Origin of the sequence: Paraburkholderia humisilvae (genome assembly GCF_902859855.1) — a bacterium.
In the GTDB taxonomy this organism is placed as follows: Bacteria; Pseudomonadota; Gammaproteobacteria; order Burkholderiales; family Burkholderiaceae; genus Paraburkholderia; species Paraburkholderia humisilvae.
Map to the genome: position 1 here is coordinate 50,330 of NZ_CADIKH010000024.1, position 19,496 is coordinate 69,825.

Annotated in this window: 17 protein-coding genes and 2 pseudogenes; 6 read left to right on the forward strand and 13 right to left on the reverse strand. The window is 58.8% G+C overall.

The genetic code is table 11. From position 1 onward, the window contains the following. Positions 1–49 precede the first annotated feature (49 nt). Positions 50–295, forward strand: coding sequence for a type III secretion protein (locus tag HV796_RS23915; protein WP_175228982.1), 246 nt, complete (start codon positions 50–52; stop codon positions 293–295). 201 nt (positions 296–496) lie between these two features. Here the strand turns inward: HV796_RS23915 and HV796_RS23920 are convergent, their stop codons facing one another. The 4 genes from HV796_RS23920 to HV796_RS23935 all read right to left on the reverse strand — a co-directional run bounded on the left by HV796_RS23920 (position 497) and on the right by HV796_RS23935 (position 2,662). Beyond that, on the reverse strand, positions 497–670 hold the full coding sequence (locus HV796_RS23920; RefSeq protein WP_175228983.1) for a hypothetical protein: 174 nt from the start codon (positions 668–670) through the stop codon (positions 497–499). Between the two features lie 196 nt (positions 671–866). Beyond that, positions 867–1,322: a CesT family type III secretion system chaperone gene (locus tag HV796_RS23925; RefSeq protein WP_175228984.1), complete on the reverse strand. Its 456-nt coding sequence runs from the start codon at positions 1,320–1,322 to the stop codon at positions 867–869. A 120-nt stretch (positions 1,323–1,442) separates the two neighbouring features. After that, positions 1,443–1,952 (reverse strand): hypothetical protein, encoded by a 510-nt coding sequence (locus tag HV796_RS23930; RefSeq protein WP_175228985.1) that lies wholly within the window; start codon positions 1,950–1,952, stop codon positions 1,443–1,445. A 167-nt stretch (positions 1,953–2,119) separates the two neighbouring features. Then, positions 2,120–2,662, reverse strand: a complete 543-nt coding sequence (locus HV796_RS23935; protein ID WP_175228986.1) for a GNAT family N-acetyltransferase — start codon at positions 2,660–2,662, stop codon at positions 2,120–2,122. 537 nt (positions 2,663–3,199) lie between these two features. Between HV796_RS23935 and HV796_RS23940 the strand changes: the two genes are divergently transcribed. Next, positions 3,200–4,819 carry a hypothetical protein gene (locus tag HV796_RS23940; protein WP_175228987.1) on the forward strand — a complete coding sequence of 540 codons (1,620 nt, stop codon included), beginning with the start codon at positions 3,200–3,202 and terminating at the stop codon, positions 4,817–4,819. Between the two features lie 248 nt (positions 4,820–5,067). On the opposite strand, the gene HV796_RS45870 is transcribed toward HV796_RS23940, so the two are convergent. From HV796_RS45870 to HV796_RS23955, 3 genes are all read right to left on the reverse strand, one after another. Next, positions 5,068–5,274 (reverse strand): CstA-like transporter-associated (seleno)protein, encoded by a 207-nt coding sequence (locus HV796_RS45870; protein ID WP_175228988.1) that lies wholly within the window; start codon positions 5,272–5,274, stop codon positions 5,068–5,070. Continuing rightward, a complete protein-coding gene (locus HV796_RS23950; RefSeq protein ID WP_175228989.1) occupies positions 5,267–6,787 on the reverse strand; it encodes an FAD/NAD(P)-binding protein in 1,521 nt (506 codons plus the stop codon). Before HV796_RS23950 ends, HV796_RS45870 begins: the two co-directional genes overlap by 8 nt. A gap of 335 nt (positions 6,788–7,122) precedes the next feature. After that, on the reverse strand, positions 7,123–7,956 hold the full coding sequence (locus tag HV796_RS23955; RefSeq protein ID WP_175228990.1) for an AraC family transcriptional regulator: 834 nt from the start codon (positions 7,954–7,956) through the stop codon (positions 7,123–7,125). Between the two features lie 706 nt (positions 7,957–8,662). On the opposite strand from HV796_RS23955, the gene HV796_RS23960 reads away from it, so the two are divergent. Then, positions 8,663–9,220 carry an SH3 domain-containing protein gene (locus HV796_RS23960; protein WP_175228991.1) on the forward strand — a complete coding sequence of 186 codons (558 nt, stop codon included), beginning with the start codon at positions 8,663–8,665 and terminating at the stop codon, positions 9,218–9,220. Positions 9,221–9,377: 157 nt separating this feature from the next. On the opposite strand, the gene HV796_RS23965 is transcribed toward HV796_RS23960, so the two are convergent. Continuing rightward, entirely contained in the window at positions 9,378–10,784 is a 1,407-nt protein-coding gene (locus tag HV796_RS23965; RefSeq protein ID WP_175228992.1) for a Do family serine endopeptidase, read from the reverse strand. A 115-nt stretch (positions 10,785–10,899) separates the two neighbouring features. On the opposite strand from HV796_RS23965, the gene HV796_RS23970 reads away from it, so the two are divergent. The 3 genes from HV796_RS23970 to HV796_RS23980 all read left to right on the forward strand — a co-directional run bounded on the left by HV796_RS23970 (position 10,900) and on the right by HV796_RS23980 (position 14,022). Next, entirely contained in the window at positions 10,900–11,160 is a 261-nt protein-coding gene (locus HV796_RS23970) for a hypothetical protein (protein ID WP_175228993.1), read from the forward strand. A gap of 510 nt (positions 11,161–11,670) precedes the next feature. Then, positions 11,671–12,948 (forward strand): bacteriohopanetetrol glucosamine biosynthesis glycosyltransferase HpnI, encoded by a 1,278-nt coding sequence (gene hpnI, locus HV796_RS23975; RefSeq protein WP_175228994.1) that lies wholly within the window; start codon positions 11,671–11,673, stop codon positions 12,946–12,948. A gap of 69 nt (positions 12,949–13,017) precedes the next feature. Further along, positions 13,018–14,022: a lysylphosphatidylglycerol synthase domain-containing protein gene (locus HV796_RS23980; protein WP_175228995.1), complete on the forward strand. Its 1,005-nt coding sequence runs from the start codon at positions 13,018–13,020 to the stop codon at positions 14,020–14,022. A 36-nt stretch (positions 14,023–14,058) separates the two neighbouring features. Here the strand turns inward: HV796_RS23980 and HV796_RS23985 are convergent. From HV796_RS23985 to HV796_RS24005, 5 genes and pseudogenes are all read right to left on the reverse strand, one after another. After that, a pseudogene (locus HV796_RS23985) lies at positions 14,059–14,300 on the reverse strand (SDR family oxidoreductase); the annotation flags it as partial. 148 nt (positions 14,301–14,448) lie between these two features. Continuing rightward, positions 14,449–16,308: a carboxymuconolactone decarboxylase family protein gene (locus HV796_RS23990; RefSeq protein WP_175228996.1), complete on the reverse strand. Its 1,860-nt coding sequence runs from the start codon at positions 16,306–16,308 to the stop codon at positions 14,449–14,451. 57 nt (positions 16,309–16,365) lie between these two features. Further along, positions 16,366–17,121 carry an SDR family oxidoreductase gene (locus HV796_RS23995; protein ID WP_175228997.1) on the reverse strand — a complete coding sequence of 252 codons (756 nt, stop codon included), beginning with the start codon at positions 17,119–17,121 and terminating at the stop codon, positions 16,366–16,368. A 209-nt stretch (positions 17,122–17,330) separates the two neighbouring features. After that, a pseudogene (locus tag HV796_RS24000) lies at positions 17,331–17,711 on the reverse strand (acyl-CoA thioesterase); the annotation flags it as partial. 53 nt (positions 17,712–17,764) lie between these two features. After that, complete coding sequence (locus tag HV796_RS24005) at positions 17,765–19,486, reverse strand: AMP-binding protein (protein ID WP_175228999.1); 1,722 nt, start codon at positions 19,484–19,486, stop codon at positions 17,765–17,767. Positions 19,487–19,496: the final 10 nt, after the last annotated feature.

Below are 19,496 nucleotides of genomic sequence, written 5' to 3' on the forward strand. Positions count from 1 at the left end.
CATCGCCATCCATTCCGAATTCAACTTTTTACCCGTGGAGGACACCACTATGTACGAGGACATCGAAAAACACGCGGCTGCGTTCGACAACCTGCGCAAGACGCTCGCCAGTCCTGATGGAGACGCGGGCGTGATGGCGATCCGCAAGGCACTGGAGGCAACGGCGACGAAAATCGCCGAAACGCGCGGCGCGACAGAAGTCGACCGCGACAAGCTATCGAAGCTCTATCGGGGATTTCACGCCGCATCACGCGTCATCGCTCATCTGCACGAGCGACAGTCGATGCTCATCTAGACGACGAACGAAGCGCCACGAGGCCGCACGGGCGGCGCCTCGTGGCGTTTTTGCCTTGGCGACGATAGACACGTGCCTGGTCACGCGTGTCGGCACGACCAGGCACGTGCGATTGAAGTTGCGCCGCGAGACCGGCGCAATGTGTCAGCGGGACGGCGTTTCGTCCCGCGCGGGTATAAGACCGCCTAGTGATCTGAACCGTTACTTTGCGGCCGACTTGATGTTGTCGCAGCAACTATTCGAGAACTGTGCCGCCGCATTCGTGCAAGAGTTCTCGAGGTTCAATTGCTGCTCCTGCATCTGGAACTGCTGGGATTGCGCCTGCATCGACTGCATCATCATCATCTGTCCTGCCATCTCACCTGACATCGCCATGGGAATCTCCTCTCCATCGAATCGCCCAGGTCACCGTCATGTTGGCAACCGTTTCGCACATCTGCGTATCGCCTATCGTACGTGACATCGTTCGACCACTCTGTGACAACGCGAATGGGTGCGTTTCACTACGAAACCGGCTACCGGGTTGCATCGCTGGGCATCGATGTCGAGCAACCGGAAATCGCGATCATGGTCAGGCGCGAATCCATGAATAGTCGCCGCTGAGGATGCCCTCGAACATCTCGTCGCTGGACTCGATGATGTTCTGCCGCCAGTAGCGGCCATGGTCCGCGTAGTGTGCAAGCAGGTCCGCGATCACCTCGCCGTTGAGCTCGTTCGTGATCGGCAGCCGCAAGACCAGCACGATGCCGCCGGTGTCCGTGTCGAGACCCAGTTGAGCCTGATCCTGCGCGTAGATCAGCAGATTCGCTTCGAGCATCAGCCGGAAGATGACGAGCGTGCGTCCAGCTGTGACCGTTCCGAAATGAAAATTCGTATAGATCGCGTCGAGATCGTTTTCGAAATAGTCGATACGCACCTCGAACCCGTCGACCTGGATCGTTCTGGTTCGCAATACATGATCGACATCAGGAAGGCCGATTACGTTGCAAAGGTCTGTAACAATGCGAGAAAAATGCTCGTCGTTCATAAACCGGTGGTATCACCGTGCCGGATGGCCGGTGGCAGATGGGGGCAAACACTGGAATCGCGGCGGCCTGTGCCGTTCGGCGCAACGGCCGGCGCGAGCGGTTCCGTCGCGGCCTGATGGTTAGCGCGCCGCCTTTTCGATGGATTCGGCGATGTTATGCATCAGGTCATTGACGGCATCGGCCTGCTTTTGCTCCATCTGCAGCAATTGCGTGTTCAGTTGCTCCAACGCCTGCGACAGCCTCATGTCTTTCTGTTGTGCCTGCTGCTCCTTCATGCTCTGTCGCTGGTCCGTTTCCGACCTCGCCCGATCCTGATGATCAAACTGCCCACGCCCCGGCAGACGGCCATTCAACCGGAAGGGCGACTGCGCGAGCCGATCGTGAGCCGGCGGACTTGCGCCGGGTATCATCCGCGATAGCACAGAGGGCTTGCGAGCGTCCTCTGTCGATGCCACAGGTCTGTTGCGCGGGTTCATCGTGCTCAGGACGTCGAGCCTGCTATTCGACGTTGCGACCGTCGGCCTGGCAAGTGCGTGCTGCCCAATCTGCCTTCCTGGCTTGAGCTTCGCCTCTTTCGCGGGCTGCAGCGCTTCAAGACTGGAGAGAGTGCTCTTCACGATTGCGCGCATGCGCGGCTCCTCGAAATCAGGACTGACCCACTGGCGGCGTGCAGGATGCACCCGCCTCTCTTCATTGAAGATAGCAGCCGGCCGTTGTGCGGCGAAACGATGCGCGACGCCGGGTATGATCAGGCGAAAGCCATAGGGGTATCGTCTGGCCGCAATCCGCTGGTCGACTATTCAAAAGCCAGGTTGGGTGCGGGCCGTGTCATCGCGTAGAGGTAACTGTCCGCCGCTAGCAGGCCCCGGTTCGGGCGGGCTTCGTAATTGACGAGCAGCGCTTCCCGCTTGAACCCAAGTCGCTCCATACTGCTATAGGCCAGCCCATCGACTGCGCAATACGCGCAGATCCGGTACACACCGGGCTGTTCGAGCACGCGCCTTAACAACTCGCGAAGCGCGGCAATGCCCGTGCGCCTGCGCCGATACCCGCCTTTGCGACTGATCACGACACCGATTGTGATCTGCGGCAGTCGCGGCGTCAGCTCGATGAGTGCTGTCAGCGTGCCGTTTTCCTTGCCTACCAGCGCGTATCGATAGACAGCGCCGACCTTCCACCCGACGAGCGCCTCCGTGATGTACTCGTGAGTCATCGACGCATCGGTGTGGCGAACGATATCGATATCCTGGACCGTGTCCGGATCGCTGAGCATCTGCTCGAACACCATCTGTGTATCGCCGGGCTCGAGCGGGCGCAACAGCAATGTCGCCGTTTCCATGCGCAAAATCGGTTCGTACGGCATTGTCGTTAGCTGCGGCTATTGTGTCTTTGCGCCAAGTCGAACTTCGCGACACCAAACGGCTTCGTCACGAGGCACTTCTGGAGATCAGATATAAGCGCCTCAGGTTTGCCCCGTGGTCGCAAAGCCGCGACACTATCCGTTGCTCAAGGCGACGTTCACCAGAGCGCGGGACTGCCGCGCCGCGTTAACACGGAATCCGCACGCGGGCCGATCTGACCGTGCGCATTCCGCGTCTTCTGGACTGTTGGCAAATGCGCATTAGTTAAAGATACGGCGTCTGTTCGGTTCAGTCGACCCACCGACGAAGATTGTGCGCAGGAAGCGAATGACCGCGCCGCAGATTCCAGGCACAGGCCGTTCGGGCAGCATGTAGGGATTTCGCATTAAAGCCCGTTCGAACCCGACCGACGTTGAATACTCGATCCGTAAGTGTCGACTACTGGGTTAAACGGTGTTCGGCCGTTTTTCCGGAACCAGTAACGTTTCTTAGAATCGCTGCGACAAGGAGCATTTATGTCATCAAGTCCTATCAACACACGTGACCCACTTAATGCAGGACCTGGTTCTTCGAGCACTCCGCACGAAGCTGCGCCTGCCGCAGAGACAAGCAACCTGCCCAGCCCACGCAGCGTTATCCGTCCGTTGGCCGGTCTCAGGGTGCGCGGCGAACAGCTGCCCGGTAGCGGCGACTCCGCGCAGCACGCTGGCAAGTCGGCACCCGAGATGTTTCACGTTCACGAAATGTGGGACCGGCCAACGTTGAATCGTGTGTCGGCAGGCAGCGACGCCAAGTTTCGAGAAGGGTTGGCCACCGCGTACTTGACGCTGGTTGATGGAATTTCAGATTCGAAGGCAAACGTGGACGCCCACTTGTGGACAGAACAAACCAGCCTCCACGCTTTGTACCGGAATGACTCAGAAGTTGAGATTCCTCATTCCATGCTAGCAAGAGCGCCGGTCACTGTTCATCTGAAGGGTGAGATTCCCGCTTTGGTAGATAAATTTCCAGCCGATTTCAGGAAGGCGATTACGTCGCTCTACAATCATCCTGCTGGAGAAAATATTGGGGCGCGCGCCGACATCAATAGAGCGATCTATACAGGCCTCTACAAGCAATCAGCGATGGCCAAAGAGCTGAATGTTCACATTGACACCGATACGCTCGCAGCAACTCGCATTTTGGCAAAGTCCCCGTCTGCGGCGAAAGCGATCGGCAACGATACCGTTCTGTTTAGCGATGTCAGCAACAGAGAAAATCAGATGAAGCGGCTAAAAAGTATACAAAAGCAACTTAATCAGATCAAGTTGAGTGAAGAACCAAAGCCATTGACCAAGGAGGATGTGGCACGGCTTGCCGACATGCCACAAAAGTCATGGTCAGGTCAAAAGTCTTCGTCGTATGGCCCGACACGTCAAGGGGTCTCGGCGGAAGAACAGGAAAATATCGATCAGCTTCGGAAACTTGGCTTTTCGTCCCACGCCGTTACGCCTGACGAAAGCGAAAACGATGTGCTCGTGGTTTCGCCATTTAGCAGAGATTCCGGTATCGTTTTGAGCAGAATGGCTCAAAACTTAGACAACAACCGGCCATTAAATTTACAAAGCGCTTGGGGTCAGATAGGCATCCAACCGTGGACGAAATATCTGATGGAATTAAATCGAGACCCACGTGCAGGCGAAACCGCGATGAAAAAATCAGATATCCTTGACTATTTCAATCTGGCAGAGAAGATACGGAAAAACGGGCCGGCAATTGACGCAAAAATTAATGCGTTAAACGAGCGAATTCAAAACAGTCCTATTGGAAGCAAAGAACGCGCAGACGCCGAACACGAACTGGGGGCGCTCCGATATATCAAGTTTGGGTGTAATACGCTAGTCGAGTCCTTTGTGAACGAGAACACGTTCTTTCCGCAAATCCGCGATGCTACTTCGGCACATATGGAGGCGGTAGACAAGCTTACTTCCAAGACCTTGTTTGGCGCACGGGCACCCTCCATCGTAAGTAATAGCTGGCACGACAATGAGGAATCCGTACTAATGTCGTACTCCTCCTCTGATGAAGTCGCGAGACGAGTGTTCGCCGAGCTCAAGGGAATGATACGCGCATCGACGGCAGAGGATCGCTATTAGAGGGGCTCATCTGTGGGCCCGTCGTTCGCGATGCGACAGCGGGGCCCACGTTATCCCGTCTGGGGCGATGAATACAAGGCGGCATTGATCAATCACGCTTTTCCGGCTAGCCGACGGCGGCGTAACTATCACCGACCGGCTAAACGTTGCGGCCGCTGATTGAACGGCGACGAAATGATCATCGACCATCGCATCGAACACCGAAGCCGCGCGTATGGGGCCATCAGGACAAGCGGGGGTACGCCAGCTCAGCAGCGCTTCCCCGCCCCCGCTCCGTACCGCGCGTTCTGACGTTCGCGGAAAAACTCGTCGTAGGTCATCACGGCACGCCCGGGATGCGTTGCGCGCATGACCCACAGGGATCCCTTTAACGCACAAACACGACCGGCCTCTTTAGCGAACACGCGCGTCGCCACGTTTGGCTGGTCCAGTTCAAAAATCCTCACTTCACGCATGACATGCCTCGAGCTCGCTGGTGCGATGTTCTCCATGGAGACGAGCCGCGACGCGTTCCGCTACCGACGCAGTAACAAACAGCGCACTTGCGATCGGCACGCGAGCATGCGCGGGTGGCCCGACAAACCACAGATTGCCTTGCCCGGCTGGCCGCGCCGGTGCTGCCGTTAAGCTGTGGGTAACGCCTACCGCATGCTGTGCGCGCTCGCTATAGTGATCAAGTTCGGCCCTGCCGGGTCCGTTTGCGACGACGCGCGGCAAGTGAAATCCGGCCGCCACTACAACGGCCCCGAAGTTTTTCTGTCCGTCTCCCCAGTCGACACACCAGCTTGCAGACGTATTGCCTGGCGAAATGACCTCCTTTAACTGGCCCGTCGCCACGGACAGCAGGCCAATGTCCATAAAGTGAAGCAGTTTCCTGGCGTTGGGTAACGCCAGCGATGTCAGATACGGCTCTATGCTGTGCATGATGGCCGGATGGATACCGCCTGGGAATGGCCGCTCGCTGCGCGCATAGACTTCATTTACGGCATCGACCAGATCAACGAGCAGGTCTTGCCATTGATTTTGACCGCTCTCGGCCAGACGAATCTGTTCCCGCAGACGCTGATCGGGTACGCCGAGCGCCGCAAACTGGTTTCGCCACGATTTCCCAACGAATGCAGACAGGTGGCGCGCAACATACTTCAGATACGCGTGCCGTAGCCCCTTCGGGAACGAGGCACCATCGTTACCCGGCGTCCATCGCCTCAGAATCGAATCCAATGACTCGCGGTCGAGGCGAAACGCTCCGATTCGAATGGAGCGGCTGCGAACCGCGGGCAGCGAACCGGACGGCGACACCATCGTGACGCGGCAGCCCTGTCGGCAGAGCAGGATCGCTGCATCGACGGCGGAAAGTTTGCTGCCAATCACCAGCACGCGCGAGCCTGCCGCAACCCGTTCCAGCATGCTCCGCTCCGGATAGGGACTGCGGATCAGCAGGGCATGATCCCGGTAAGGCTTCAGCGCTTCGGGAAGCCGTGGCGCGCCTAGGCCCGTGCAAAAAATCGCATCGGTCACGTCGAGGGTCTGCGTAGCATGACCATCGGTTAGCGACAGACGATAACCGCACGGGTCGATTGTCTGCGCCGACAGGAAGCGAAGCGGCAGATGAACAACCGTTATTCCGCGCTCGCGCGCGATTTTCACGTATTCATGAAACCGATCTGCGAGATAAGCCCCCACCCACGAGCGCGGCACAAAGTCCTCTGCGCTCACAACGGATCCTCGATCACGTTGGTAGCGTATGAAATCGGCCGGGTCATCGGTCATCACCGACATCAACTCCGCCGAAGTATTGCAAAGGAGCGCGTCGTCGCTGGTTAGAAAGACCATGCCCGGACCGATCTGACCGGGGGCAACCACGTAGAGTGTCTTCGCCGCGCGTCGCTTCACGAGCGCAATGAAAGTCGCAACGCAAGCGGCGCCGCCGCCAATCAACGCTACTGTCTTATTGTCTTGCATCATCATTCGCTTTCCCACGTTTACCATCACAACAGCGTGCGAGACGTGATAGATATCGACCGATCTTTTCGAGCCGATCGTTCACCACGACTCACGCGCTTCACCATGTCCTTCAGAAGAACAATATTCGTGGTGAGGTAACGTGTATTGAAGAATCCTGCGAGACCGGATATAGCCAGATTGAAATCGTCGGCCATGGATTCAGGCGGGACGCCGCCGCGCGTTCCCGATCAGACGATGTAGCAGGCGTAAGCAGAGCTGAATACCCGTGGCAATTGTCTCGCGCGACTCATCGCGAGTGACAGGGCATCGCGTATCGAGGACCGGATGGGGTTCTCACGCTAGCCCGCGTGAGACGCAGTCCGATATTGGCCCGGCGTCATACCCATGATGGCCTTGAAGGTGCGGGTCAGGTGAGCCTGGTCGGCAAAACCCGTCGTGGCCGCTATATCAGCAAGCGGCTGCTGCTCGCGGAGCAGTCGGCGCGCCTCGCGTACCCGCGCCTGGGTCTGAAAAGCGTGAGGGGTCAGCCCTACGTTTTGCTGGAATGCACGTAACAGCTGGAAAGGCGGAATGCCGGACCTCGCCGACAGCGCGTCGAGCGTCACCTTTTCGGCAAGATGCTCCGCGAGGTAGGTGCGTGCCCGATCGACCGCGAGCGGCTCTCTCACCTGGTCAGGAATCCATACATTTGCATCTGAGTGACGCAGCAGCAACCGCGCGATCAAGGTGATCAACCACGATTGCCGGTCAAGCGCCGAGGTATCGGATTCAGAGCGCTTGTGCAACTCCAGCAACTCGCGGGCGGCAAGTGGATCGTCGAATGTGGGTCCAACGAATGCGATGGTCGACGCGGGGACCCATTTCCTGAGGTCTTCGGCAACACTTTTGACCATGTCCAGATCGAGGTGAATCGTTCGGCACCGCCAGCCTTCCTCGTTCACGGGCGTGCCGTAGTGCGCTTCCTCGGCGTTGATCAATGTGAACGACCCCGCCTTCGCTATGCCGTCGCGCGAACGGGTACGCAGATGGATCGCCCCTTCGAGGACCAACCCAAGACTGACTTCTTCATGCGAATGCCAGGGGTAAATGTGGTGCACATAAGTGCCCTTGAGCATCTCCGCGTCATTCAGGTCCGTCATCCTCCAGACCTTCACGCTGCTGTCGTGCGACATCTTTGCCTCGAAATTCAGATTCCAGACGCGTTCCTCGACGCAACCGTTCACGCTGGGAAAAGAGAAACCCGCCCTGCAAACCATACCGGATATTCGCCGTTTGCGCTGAGCGCTGCCGTGACGATGTTTTCGCCGCGAATCCTGTTCGCGCTATTCAGCGCGCGCGCATCGCCAGATAGGGACGTCGCGCGCACGCTACACCACCTTTCACTTTCAGCCTACCGGGCTGCGCGGCAATCAGTCTTGAAGAATTTTGCAACTGGGCGCGCGGCCCGAACGATCGCTGCGTGGCCGAAAAAGAGTATTTGATGCTCGTCGCGCCAACGCTGGGTATCGTGTGTCACGCGGAAAACGACGCAGAACGCCGGCGTGTTTGCTATCGAAGCCATTGGTAGGACGACCAGTGCTTTCCTGTTCGCCCGGATTTGACGCGATCGTCAAACACGTCCAGTGAAAACGATCGACGTAATAGCCGCAGCGTCGTTGGCGGCGGCATGCTGTTCGGAATGAGTGACGATGACCTGAATTGCAATCTCAGCGCGCTGCGTGGGCCGGCAATACGCGAAACAATGGCGCAGCGTCCGACGCATGTCACACTACCGTGACATCCTTAGGCACCATCTATTTTTCGAGCGTATTTTCGCCGTGTCGCTACCTGGCCCGCGTAGGCAGCGAGCCCGCGCGTACACGCACACAGGAACCCTTGATGCGTCGACCCACCGTACAGCACGCGTTTCTCGCAGTCGTGTCTCTTTTCGCATTTCCTGCCGTGGGACTGGGGCAATCGCAGGCGTTCACAAACAGGCCGGCCAATGTGCGCGCGGGGCCTGGCCGGGACTATCCGATCGTCACGCAACTTGCGTACGGTGCGCCGGTGACAGTGGCAGGCTGCCTGAGCGACTACTCGTGGTGTGATGTGGCTTTGCCTCGTTCGCGTGGGTGGGTCTACGCCAGGTCGCTGAATTATCCTTACCAGGGAAGCTATGTCCCGGTTATCTCCTACGGGCCTGCAATCGGCTTGCCGGTGGTTCCGTTTTCAATTGGACCGTACTGGAGCAGTCATTATCGCGGGAAGCCCTGGTACCGCGATCAATCTCGCTGGGCCCACCGACCTCCACCTCGCCCCGGTCCCGGACATCGGCCTGGCCACGTTCAACCGCGTCCACCCGGTGGCCGCCCTCCGAGCCATACCGGGCACCCGCCAGGTGGCTCACGTCCGCCTCACGGTGGAAGCGGAGGACGTCCTCCGAGACATCCCTCCTGACGTGGTAGCGGCACGCGTCCCACCGGAGGTCCATCACCCGGACCTGTCGCGTGCGCCCCGAACGGCTCCTGTCAAGCGATTGCCGGGTGCACTGTGCCGGTGTCGTCCCGCCACGCGGCGGACGGGGCAATTTCAGCCGTCGCCCCGTCTCATGCCGTTAGCCAAGGGTCACGGGAACCGACATCGTCGCACCTTCCCGGTTGACGGTGACGGACATACGTCCGCCCGTTTTCGCGGCCATCTGCACCAGTTGCCTGAGTTGCTCGACGCCGGTCACCGTGGTTCCGTTCACGGCGACGATGATGTCGCCCGCGTGAATCCCTGCTGCCGCGGCGGAGCCCGTCGACTGCTCGACAAACACACCTGCCCCCGGCGCGTCGTCCAGCTGCTCATTCTCGTTCAGCGGCCGCACGGCGACACCCAGACGCGGCTGATGCCTGTCATGCGGCCGCACCTGCGCTTGCGAAGCGGAGTCCGACTGGCTGCCGACCACCACCGTCAGCTTGCGGGCGGCGCCGTCACGCCATACGTCGATGGTGGCGGAGCTGCCAGGCGTCAGTTGTGTCACCTGCGACACCAGGTCCATCGGATCGGCGACGTCCGCGCCGTTGACACCGACGATGACGTCGCCCGGCCGCAGGCCGCTGGCCGCCGCCGGGCCATGCGCGTCCACCGCGCCGACCAGTGCGCCCTTTGGCGAGTCGAGACCCAGCGACTGAGCAATGTCAGGGCTGATCTCCTGTACGCTCACGCCGATGCGGCCTTGCCCCACGTCGCCATGCGCGACAAGCCGGTCCTTGACCCGCATCGCCTGGTCGATCGGAATCGCAAAGGACAGCCCCTGGAAGCCGCCCGTGCGCGAATAGATCATCGAATTGATACCGATGACTTCGCCGTCAAGGTTGAACAGCGGTCCGCCCGAATTGCCGGGATTCACGGGCACGTCCGTCTGGATGAAGCGCGTCGGGCCGCCATCGGAAAGCGTCCGTGCCTTCGCGCTGATGATGCCGGACGTCACGGTGTTGTCCAGACCGTATGGCGAGCCAATCGCCACTACCCATTCGCCAACCTTGCTCTTCGACGGATTGCCGATCTTCACCGTGGGCAGGTTATCGGCGTCGACTTTCAGTACCGCGACATCGAATGTCTTGTCGGTGCCGATCACCGTTGCCTGAAATCTGCGGCCGTCGGACAGCTTCACTGTGACACTATCCGCGCCGTCCACGACGTGGTTATTGGTCAATATGTAGCCATCCTTGCTGATGATGAAGCCCGAGCCGAGGCTGTCTCCACCATGATGTTCCCCGTCGCCGTCGTCGACATCGGCCGTGCGTTGGGCGCCGATATGCACGACCGCCGCCCCGTAGGCGGTGACGATACGCGAAAAGTCCGGTGCCGCAGTGCCACTGGCGCCGGACTGCACCGGGCCCGCAGGGGCCGGGAGTTGATCGTGGCTGGGCAGTTCGGATGCGTCGACATTCCGGTGACCGGCCGCATAGCCGCCGACGAGCGCTACCGCGACGACGGCGATTGCGCCGCCGCGCCGATATTTTCTGATACTCATAGGATGATCGGGACAACTGTTGCAGGAGGGAGCCGTAGGCTACTTTTAGCGTCTTAAACCGAACTTAAGAGTGAGAGCGGGGTGCGATTCTCAACCTTGCTTCACCTGCGCAGAAGTGATCACCGTGCCGGCGTTCGCTGTTGTGAAGCATTCCGAATCGCTTCTGTTCGAAGAAGCGACGTCGGTCCGAATGGTGTCCACGAGCGACTTCGACGCGACTCCTGTTGCATCTGCCACTCGGCCGCGCGACACTCCGCTTGCCGAACCGGCGAATGCATCCCGCAGGTTCGGCAACTTCAGGACGCTGGGCGCCAGCAACTTCGAAAAACTGATGAAACAGAACTATGTTAAAGATAGGAAAACGTCTGGCGATTGACAGTGCATCGAATTCGGGCGATACGGTAACGGCGCGTAATCAAACCCCGTGATAAAAATTACGTTGATGTAGCGTTACTTAAGATTTTCTTCAGATACTGTTGCTAGCCTCACATATTGCCGGGATGAATTCGTACTGCATAATTGAAATGTCAATATATAGAAATTGATTCGAAAGAATACCGAAGCACTCGGTTAACAGCACCGGCAACGGCGCCCTCCCCCTCAAACCCAGGCTCTCCATGAATCCGTCGACAATGGAACAATTGCGCGGGTATCTCTGTGGCTCACTGCCTGCGGCGACAGTCACGATGCTGGCGTCGTGTTTTTTCGCAGGCTTCTTCATGCCACTGTCATATATTTCGGTTGTGATGCCGGTAGTCGCCTGTATGGCGTTTGTCATGTGCGCGATCGCACACGTCCCAACGAAAGGATGCCGGCAACGGAGTCGTCCTGAAACCATCGGCGAAAGCGAACGGTCGTTGCAATCATTGCGTGCGTACGAGGCGTGATGAACGCGCGAAGCGACCCACGACGCCCGACGCGGGTACGCTCGAAAAGGTACGCCACCCTGTTCGCGTGCATCGTCGTTGTATTTTCGCGAGTCGCCGCGTCGTATGACGCCGCGCCGCATATCGCGCATATTCTTTGTGCCACACTGGCCGTCGCATTCGCCCTACCCGCCGTTCTCGGCGTAGGCTACACCTGCTTCGCCGCCCTGCTCGTGCGTGGCTTCTTCGCGCGGTCCTGCGCGCAGCCATCGAGCTTTCCTTCCGTCACGCTCGTGAAGCCGCTGTGCGGAGACGAATGGAATCTCGAGCACAATCTCACCAGTTTCTTTGAGCAGGATTATCCTGGTCCAGTCCAGTTCCTGTTCGGCGTGCACGACCCCGCTGACGTCGCGCTCAAGACGGTCGACATGCTGCGTGCACGGTATCCGAAGGCGCAGGTGGACGTCGTGGTCGATTCGCGGCTGTACGGCCCGAACCGGAAAATTGGCAACCTCGTCAACATGCTCGAACACGCGAAGTATGACGTTCTTTGCTTCGCCGATAGCGATGTAACCGTTGAACGCGATTACCTCCTGCACGTGGTCGGCGCGTTGCAGTGCCCCGGAGTCGGCCTCGTCACCTGCGTGTATCGCGGGCTGTGCGCACCGGGCTGGTGGCCAGGCTTTGCCGCGGCGGCGACGAATTACCACTTCCTCCCGGGCGTCGTGACCGGCCTTGCGCTCGGGCGAGCACGTCCGTGTTTTGGCCAGACCATTGCGATGGAGCGTGCGATGCTCGATCGCATTGGTGGTCTCACCCAATTCGCGCATCATCTGGCCGAGGATCATGCGATCGGTTGCGCGGTTCGGCGCACCGGTGCAACCGTCTCCATCCCGCCATTTACCGTACGGCACGCGTGTGTCGAGACTCGCTTCACGAAACTCTTCGCACATGAATTGCGTTGGAGCCGCACGATCCGTTCGGTTGACCCGCTGGGACATCTCGGCTCCGCCCTTATGCATCCGCTGCCGTTCGCCCTGCTGGCTGTGCTGATGTCGGAGGGCGCAGCGTGGGCGTGGGCACTGGCCGGTATCGCGCTCGTTGCCCGCCTCGTGCTCAAGTGGCAATCCGACCGCGCAGTGCAGCAAACTCATCGGGGTCTGTGGCTGTTGCCGATGTGTGACGTGCTATCGTTCATCATCTTCATCGCGAGCTTTTTCTCGTCTCGTGTCGAATGGCGTGGATTCAGCTTCAACGTCGACGGCAACGGGCTACTGTCTCCAGTACATGATGAATAGACCGTTATGCGAATTCCCTGGCGTGGTCGCGAGGATGGCGCGTCTCCACGCGTGACAACCGCTTTGCCGATGAAACATGTCGGACGCGCGACCGCCCTGATCGGTCTCGCAGTCGCGGTGTGGCTCGTGTGGCAAGAACACCCGGCGACGGTGTTTCGGTTGATGAAGGACGCGGGCGCCGGGCTGGTGGTCGCGGCTTTCGCGCATGTCCTGCCGATGCTGACCAATGCGTGGGACTGGCGCTCACTGATCAGGCCGCGGCAACGGCCGCGAGTGTCAACGATGTTGCGGCTCGTGTGGATCCGCGAATCGATCAATGGCCTGCTCCCGGTTGCGCGCATCGGCGGAGAGATCGTTGCGTTCCGCTTGCTGGGACGTCTGGGTGTGCGTCCTGCCGCGGCGGCGGCAAGCCTTGTCGTCGACACGCAGCTTACGCTGATCAGCCAGCTCATTTTTGCGCTCGCAGCCGTCGCCTGGCTGCTCGCCGACCACGCGTCATCCGAAGTCGTCCGCGTGACAGGGCAGTTGGTGCTCGGCATCGCCGTGCTCGCGCCGGTCCTGCTTCTCTTCGCACTCGTGCAGCACGCGCGCCCTTTCGAACGGGCGGCCCGCTTGCTCAACCGCGCGGCGGGCGGCAAAGTCTATGCGCTGGTCGGCCGCTCCGCACGCATTGACCAGTCGGTCAAGCTGATCTGGCGACAGCATGGTGTGATTGCACGTTATCTGTGTATCTGGCAGCCCCTTCAATGCGCCGGTTTTGCGTTCGAAATCTGGCTCGCGCTCCACTTTCTTGGTGCAAACCCGACGCTCGCCCAGGCATTCGTACTGGAAGCGCTGCTCCAGTTGCTGAGCAGCGCGGCCTTCATTGTGCCGGGCGCGCTCGGCGTACAGGAAGGCGGCTTCGTGCTGATCGGCGGCATGCTGGGACTGGATCCGGCGACCTGTCTTGCGCTTGCAGGCGCGAGGCGGATCCGCGATCTGCTGATCTACGTTCCCGGGCTCCTCGCGTGGCAGGCGGCGGAGTATTTGCCTGTGCTTCCGCATGGCATCAAAAACGCGTCGCCGATGCGATAAGTCGCTACCCATCCGGGAAATGCCGGGGGTGACGCCTTAATGCATATGCTGACCACCGTTGACGGCGATATTCGATCCGGTCACGAAGCCGCCATCATCCGAGCACAGGTATAGCACCAGGGCTGCGACCTCTTCCGGTTTGCCAAGACGACCGACAGGAATTTGCGGCAGGATTTTATATCCATGATTTCCTGCGGGACGGCCATGACCATTCTGGTGGCCAGATAGCCCGGCGAAATCGTGTTCACGGTTACACCTTTTTTCGCCACCTCGGATTTGCCGACGCCCGTGCGGGCCGCCGATACGATCACTACATTAGTCACGTTTGGATGCCTTCAGGCTTCGAAAGCCTGTTTATTTGCCTGCACCGACTTGCCATTGGAGCCTTGATCACGCAAAGTTCAGGCGGGTAGGCGCGAGCGTTGCCTACGAGGTGAAGGGTCGTTCCGCGCACGTCGTATACGCATACCCCATCGATTGCTTGACCGACAAAAAGCCCGCATAAGGCAGCATCAGCTCCATCGCTTCGGCGATCTCACACCACTGCACACCGACATCAATCGCCGCATTGACGTGTCTTTCAAGCGGCTCCATGTCGACCATACGCCCGGTCGCGGTCAGAGCCGCGATGATGGCGATCTCTCTCGTCTTTGCGTCCAGCTTGCCCAACCGGCCGGTCGCTCGCCCTCCAAAGAATTCAGCCGAATAGCGCGCGAGCACAGTGCCGATCTCGTCTGCGCCCTTGCTTTTCTGTTCGCGCGATGCTGAACGCGCGTTAAGCGTTTCGAGCCACTGCGGAACGGGAGATGGGGCTTGCGTTGCCTGTACGTCGAACGATTCTGACTCGACCGAAGCTAGCGATGTATCAGGTAACCCGTCTTCCTCGAAGCGATCGAAAACCTCAAGCGCCGGCCCCGTGACGGCCAACGTCAACGGCCAACCGATATACCCTGTCATCTGAATCAGCACTTCAACCAGTTCGGCCCGGGTCCAACCCAGCATCAGGCACCCCTCGACGTGCTTGCAGACTGCCGCAATGTGGTTTCCCTTCGACATCACCATCGCAAGCGTAGCAAGCTGTCGGTCCTTAACGGACAGACCCGGCCGGCTCCAGATTTCTCCGTACGCAAACTTTGCGATAAGTGCAACCAGCAGTGGCTCCATCCTGCCTCCCAGCGCGTCGTGGGCCACCATCAACTTCAAGACTTCCGCTGGAATTTCCCGGCTTCCACCCGACGGTTCATCCGGGGAGGATTCAAGCTCAATATTGCGTTCGCGTAAAACCTCACTCACCAGCTTTAGCGCACTCGACACCGCCGGAAAGCCCGCATACACCACTGCATGAAGTACGCTTTCCACCAGCTGCCGTGCACTCCACCCTGTATTCAACATTCCGCCACAGTGGAATTTGAGCGCCGCAGGTGCATTGCCTAGCGCGGTCAGTGCCGCTACGGTCACGAGTTCGCGACTCTTCAGGGAAAGGCCCGGTCGACTGACGATGTCTGCGTACCCCACCTCCACGAGCAGGTCGCCGAATTCCGGAGATAAGCGATTAAGCGTCTGGATAAATTGCTTGTAGTTGCCCCCGCCGCTGATGGCCTTGAGGGTCGACAACCCCCGATCGAATCGCGAAGGAGAGCATGCTGTATCAAGGCTTTCTCTCGACCGGCACACGTTTGCGTATAACGCTGGATCTGCGTGATTCTCCCGCTTACCCCGCCCCAGCGCGTCCAGCAGCAAAACAATCCATTCAGGGAAATCACCGCCTTCAACGCCCGTCACCAGATTGCGATCAACGACGGCGCCGCTCGGTGCGCTCTCAACGTATTCGGCTCCCGCGCGCCGGACACCGGCAGCAAGTTCGCGGGCACAGGTGACACGATGCCCACGGACGACGTCCGCCGCAACGAGCGCCAGCACGCCGCTACCCAAACCGATGACCGGCTTACCCGCTTCTTCGGCGAAAAACCGGATGATCCGCAATAAACGATCGTCTTCAAGGACGCCATCTGACGTGCGCCCGAAAGCCAGCACGAGCGCGTCAAACTCAGGCAGTTTCGCCTCCGCAAGGGTCGCGTTCAAGGTGATTGAGGCGTGCTCTTCATCGGGCTTTGCCGTCGTGGACCTGTTCGTAGCTCTTGGCAACGAAATTTTTTCACCTGCTTCCCGCTGAGGGCTCGCGATGTGCAACGTGTGACCAAACAGCGCGAGCACTCGAAGAGGCGTGAGCACTTCACGATCCTCGATAACATCGTCGATGAGAAACAGAATGTTCGTGCTTGACATGGGCTTCTTTATTTGAAGTTCATTTCAACATGCTTAAACCCAACGGCCAAACCGTGGCTACTGGGTCGTCCATGCTCCGTCTATAGGCACGGCCGCCCCGGTTATGAACGGAGCCATGTCGCTGGCGAGAAACAGAACGGTTTCCGCTACTTCCTCCGGCTTCCCAAAACGCTGCACCGGATGCATCGCCTGGAGTATCGCCGGATCAACTGCCTCAAACCATTCGTTGGCCATGTCCGTCGGTAGTATCCCAGGACATACGGCATTGACGCGGATGTTGCGGGTGGCAAAGTCGAGTGCGGCGGCCTTGGTCAGCCCCACCACTCCATGCTTCGTCGCGTTGTACACCGTGAGTCCGCCGTTGCACCCGACCAGTCCTGCAACAGAAGACATATTGACGATGGAGCCGCCGCCCCCTTTCAGCATCGCCTGAATCTGATATTTCATCGACAGGAACACCCCCGTCAGGTTGATGCTCAGAACCTGATCCCACTCATCCTCGGACAGTTCGGCAACGGTCTTTCCGAATGAAAAGATCCCCGCGTTGTTAAACGCTATGTCAAGTTTGCCGAATTTTTCAATTGTTCTCGAAACCAGATTTCTGCAATCTTCGGACTTCGACACATCGGTCTTGACGAAAATGGCCTCTCCGCCCAACTCCCTGATTTCGTCGACCACGGATTCACCGAGTTCATCCCGCCTGGCGGCAATCACGACTTTCGCCCCCTCCCTGGCAAACAACACGGCAGCGCTCTTGCCCAGTCCCACGCTGGCGCCCGTTACAATCGCAACCTTTCCCGTCAATCTATTCATTTTCCTAACCTTTCCAATATATGTTCATCGATACGCCTGACAGACTGCTGCTTCAAATATGACGATCAATCTGCTTTTGATAAGCTCACGGTATCTTGTGCGAAGTGCGGCATGCCCGCCAAAGCATGGTTTGGCATTCCGGCTGTAGCGGAAAGCACAGGATGCTTCGTTCCGCCCCAAACAGGCGGTTCTTTCGGTGAACCTTCCGTGATTGCCGGCAATGCGCGTGGTCTGCGATCGTCGTCGGTAGCCACGAAGGTAAGAGTCGCTTCAGTCACTTTTGCGACATCGGCTTCGAGACCCATACGCTGAGCGTAGACCTCAACCTTTACGGTGACCGATGTCCGTCCTGTCGCAACGATCGTCGCGTAAAAGCTCACGAGGTCCCCGATGTAGACGGGTTCCCTGAACACGCAGGAGTTCATCGCAATGGTGACGGCACGACCGTTGGCTCGACGGATTGCAGGAATGGATGCTGCCGTGTCGACATGAGTCATCACCCATGATCCGCTGACATCGCCGTATACGTTTGCGTCATTCGGTTGCGGCACCAGACATAGCGTGGGTATACCGCGTTCTTTTAAATCCATCACAGCAACTCCTTCGGGCATCGAACGAATGTTGGAACCTTGACGTGGCCTCTTTATGCGGTCCGTACGTCGGCTACGTCCAACTCTTCCATCATCTGTTTGCGCATCAGGTATTTCTGCGGCTTGCCCGAGGCCGTCATAGGCATGTCTTGCACAAAACGGACGACTCGGGGGACCTTGTACGACGCCATGCGTCCCTGGCAGAATTCGATTATTTCTTCTTGCGTGATATGAACACGCGGTCTAGGGATGATCCATGCACATACCTGTTCGCCGTATTTTTGGTCCGGAATACCAAATACCTGTACGGACATGACTTTTGAGTGCGTGAACAAAATCTCTTCGATCTCTCGCGGAAATATATTCTCGCCGCCGCGAATCAGCATGTCCTTGAGTCGACCGACAATATTGCAATAGCCATGCTCGTCGAGCACCGCAAGGTCTCCGCTATGCATCCATCCGTCGCGAATGGCAAGCGCAGTCGCGTCCTTGTCGCCCCAATAGCCCTTCATGACGGAATAGCCGCGTGTGCACAATTCACCTGCTACGCCGACCGGCACCGTATTGCCATGCTCGTCGACTATCTTCACCTCGATATGCGGGTGAATTCTCCCCACGGTCGTGGTGCGTTTTTCGATCGGATCGCCAGTCTCACTCTGGAACGACACGGGGCTTGTTTCCGTCATTCCATACGCGATGGTGATCTGCGCGAGATTCATCTGGTCGATGACTCGCCTCATCACCTCGATCGGACACGGCGAACCGGCCATCAGCCCGGTGCGTAATGTACGGAGGTCATATCGGGAGAAATTCGGGTGTTCCAGTTCCGCGATGAACATGGTCGGAACGCCATGCAACGCAGTGCATCTTTCTTCGGAGATCGCCGCGAGCGTGGTTTCCGGGTCGAATGCCTCTGCCGGGAATACCATGGAGGCCCCGACTGATACACAGGCCAGCGAGGACAACACCATACCGATGCAGTGATATAACGGCATCGTTACGCATAGCGAATCGTTGTGTGTGAGTCGCATGCACGACGCGGCATACCGCGCGTTGTTCACAATATTGAAATGCGAGAGCGTCGCGCCTCTCGGTCTTCCCGTGGTTCCGCTGGTGAACTGAATATTGATCGCGTCATCCGCGTTCAATTCAGCTTCGCCGCTTTCGAGTTCGCGCGTATCGAGACGTGTGCCTCCAAGCTTCATCACATCGCGAAACAGAATCATCCCGGGCACGGTGTCATTGCCCATGTGGATGACAATCCGGAGATCGGCCAGGCGAGCGGAATTCAGCGCACCCGGCGTAGCGTCGGCAAGTTCCGGTGCAATGTCGGTAAGAATCTTCGTGCTGCGGAACTGGGGCGGAAGGATCAACGCCTTACAGCCGGCCTTGTTCAACGCATACTCGAGTTCGCCGGCAACGTAGGCAGGGTTGAGGCTGACGAGGATCGCCCCGATTCTCGCGGTGGCAAACTGCGTAAGCAGGCACTCGTAACGGTTGGGCGACCAGAGCGCCACGCGATCGCCACGCTGAATGCCCAGTTCGAGCAGACCGCTCGCGAGAATGTCGACTTGTTCCGCCAGTTCGCGCCACGTCGAGCGAATCTGTTGCGAGCGGAAGACCACTGCAGTGCGACCGGGCCACTTTGACGCTGTGTCTTTAAGCAGTTTAGCGATAGTGGACCAGCTAAGCGGATCGTCATTCGCTCCGAAAACGTGCGATAGTCGAGCACGTGGTGCGATACGTCCGTGCTCCATTGCGAAATGAGTTTCCATGCGTCACTCC

What these genes read in the sequence shown, in the direction of transcription:
- HV796_RS23915 (WP_175228982.1), top strand. Translation starts at nt 50, where the DNA reads ATGTACGAGGACATCGAAAAACACGCGGCTGCGTTCGACAACCTGCGC.
- HV796_RS23920 (WP_175228983.1), bottom strand. Translation starts at nt 670, where the DNA reads ATGGCGATGTCAGGTGAGATGGCAGGACAGATGATGATGATGCAGTCG.
- HV796_RS23925 (WP_175228984.1), bottom strand. Translation starts at nt 1,322, where the DNA reads ATGAACGACGAGCATTTTTCTCGCATTGTTACAGACCTTTGCAACGTA.
- HV796_RS23930 (WP_175228985.1), bottom strand. Translation starts at nt 1,952, where the DNA reads ATGCGCGCAATCGTGAAGAGCACTCTCTCCAGTCTTGAAGCGCTGCAG.
- HV796_RS23935 (WP_175228986.1), bottom strand. Translation starts at nt 2,662, where the DNA reads ATGGAAACGGCGACATTGCTGTTGCGCCCGCTCGAGCCCGGCGATACA.
- HV796_RS23940 (WP_175228987.1), top strand. Translation starts at nt 3,200, where the DNA reads ATGTCATCAAGTCCTATCAACACACGTGACCCACTTAATGCAGGACCT.
- HV796_RS45870 (WP_175228988.1), bottom strand. Translation starts at nt 5,274, where the DNA reads ATGCGTGAAGTGAGGATTTTTGAACTGGACCAGCCAAACGTGGCGACG.
- HV796_RS23950 (WP_175228989.1), bottom strand. Translation starts at nt 6,787, where the DNA reads ATGATGATGCAAGACAATAAGACAGTAGCGTTGATTGGCGGCGGCGCC.
- HV796_RS23955 (WP_175228990.1), bottom strand. Translation starts at nt 7,956, where the DNA reads ATGTCGCACGACAGCAGCGTGAAGGTCTGGAGGATGACGGACCTGAAT.
- HV796_RS23960 (WP_175228991.1), top strand. Translation starts at nt 8,663, where the DNA reads ATGCGTCGACCCACCGTACAGCACGCGTTTCTCGCAGTCGTGTCTCTT.
- HV796_RS23965 (WP_175228992.1), bottom strand. Translation starts at nt 10,784, where the DNA reads ATGAGTATCAGAAAATATCGGCGCGGCGGCGCAATCGCCGTCGTCGCG.
- hpnI (WP_175228994.1), top strand. Translation starts at nt 11,671, where the DNA reads ATGAACGCGCGAAGCGACCCACGACGCCCGACGCGGGTACGCTCGAAA.
- HV796_RS23980 (WP_175228995.1), top strand. Translation starts at nt 13,018, where the DNA reads ATGAAACATGTCGGACGCGCGACCGCCCTGATCGGTCTCGCAGTCGCG.
- HV796_RS23990 (WP_175228996.1), bottom strand. Translation starts at nt 16,308, where the DNA reads ATGTCAAGCACGAACATTCTGTTTCTCATCGACGATGTTATCGAGGAT.
- HV796_RS23995 (WP_175228997.1), bottom strand. Translation starts at nt 17,121, where the DNA reads ATGAATAGATTGACGGGAAAGGTTGCGATTGTAACGGGCGCCAGCGTG.
- HV796_RS24005 (WP_175228999.1), bottom strand. Translation starts at nt 19,486, where the DNA reads ATGGAAACTCATTTCGCAATGGAGCACGGACGTATCGCACCACGTGCT.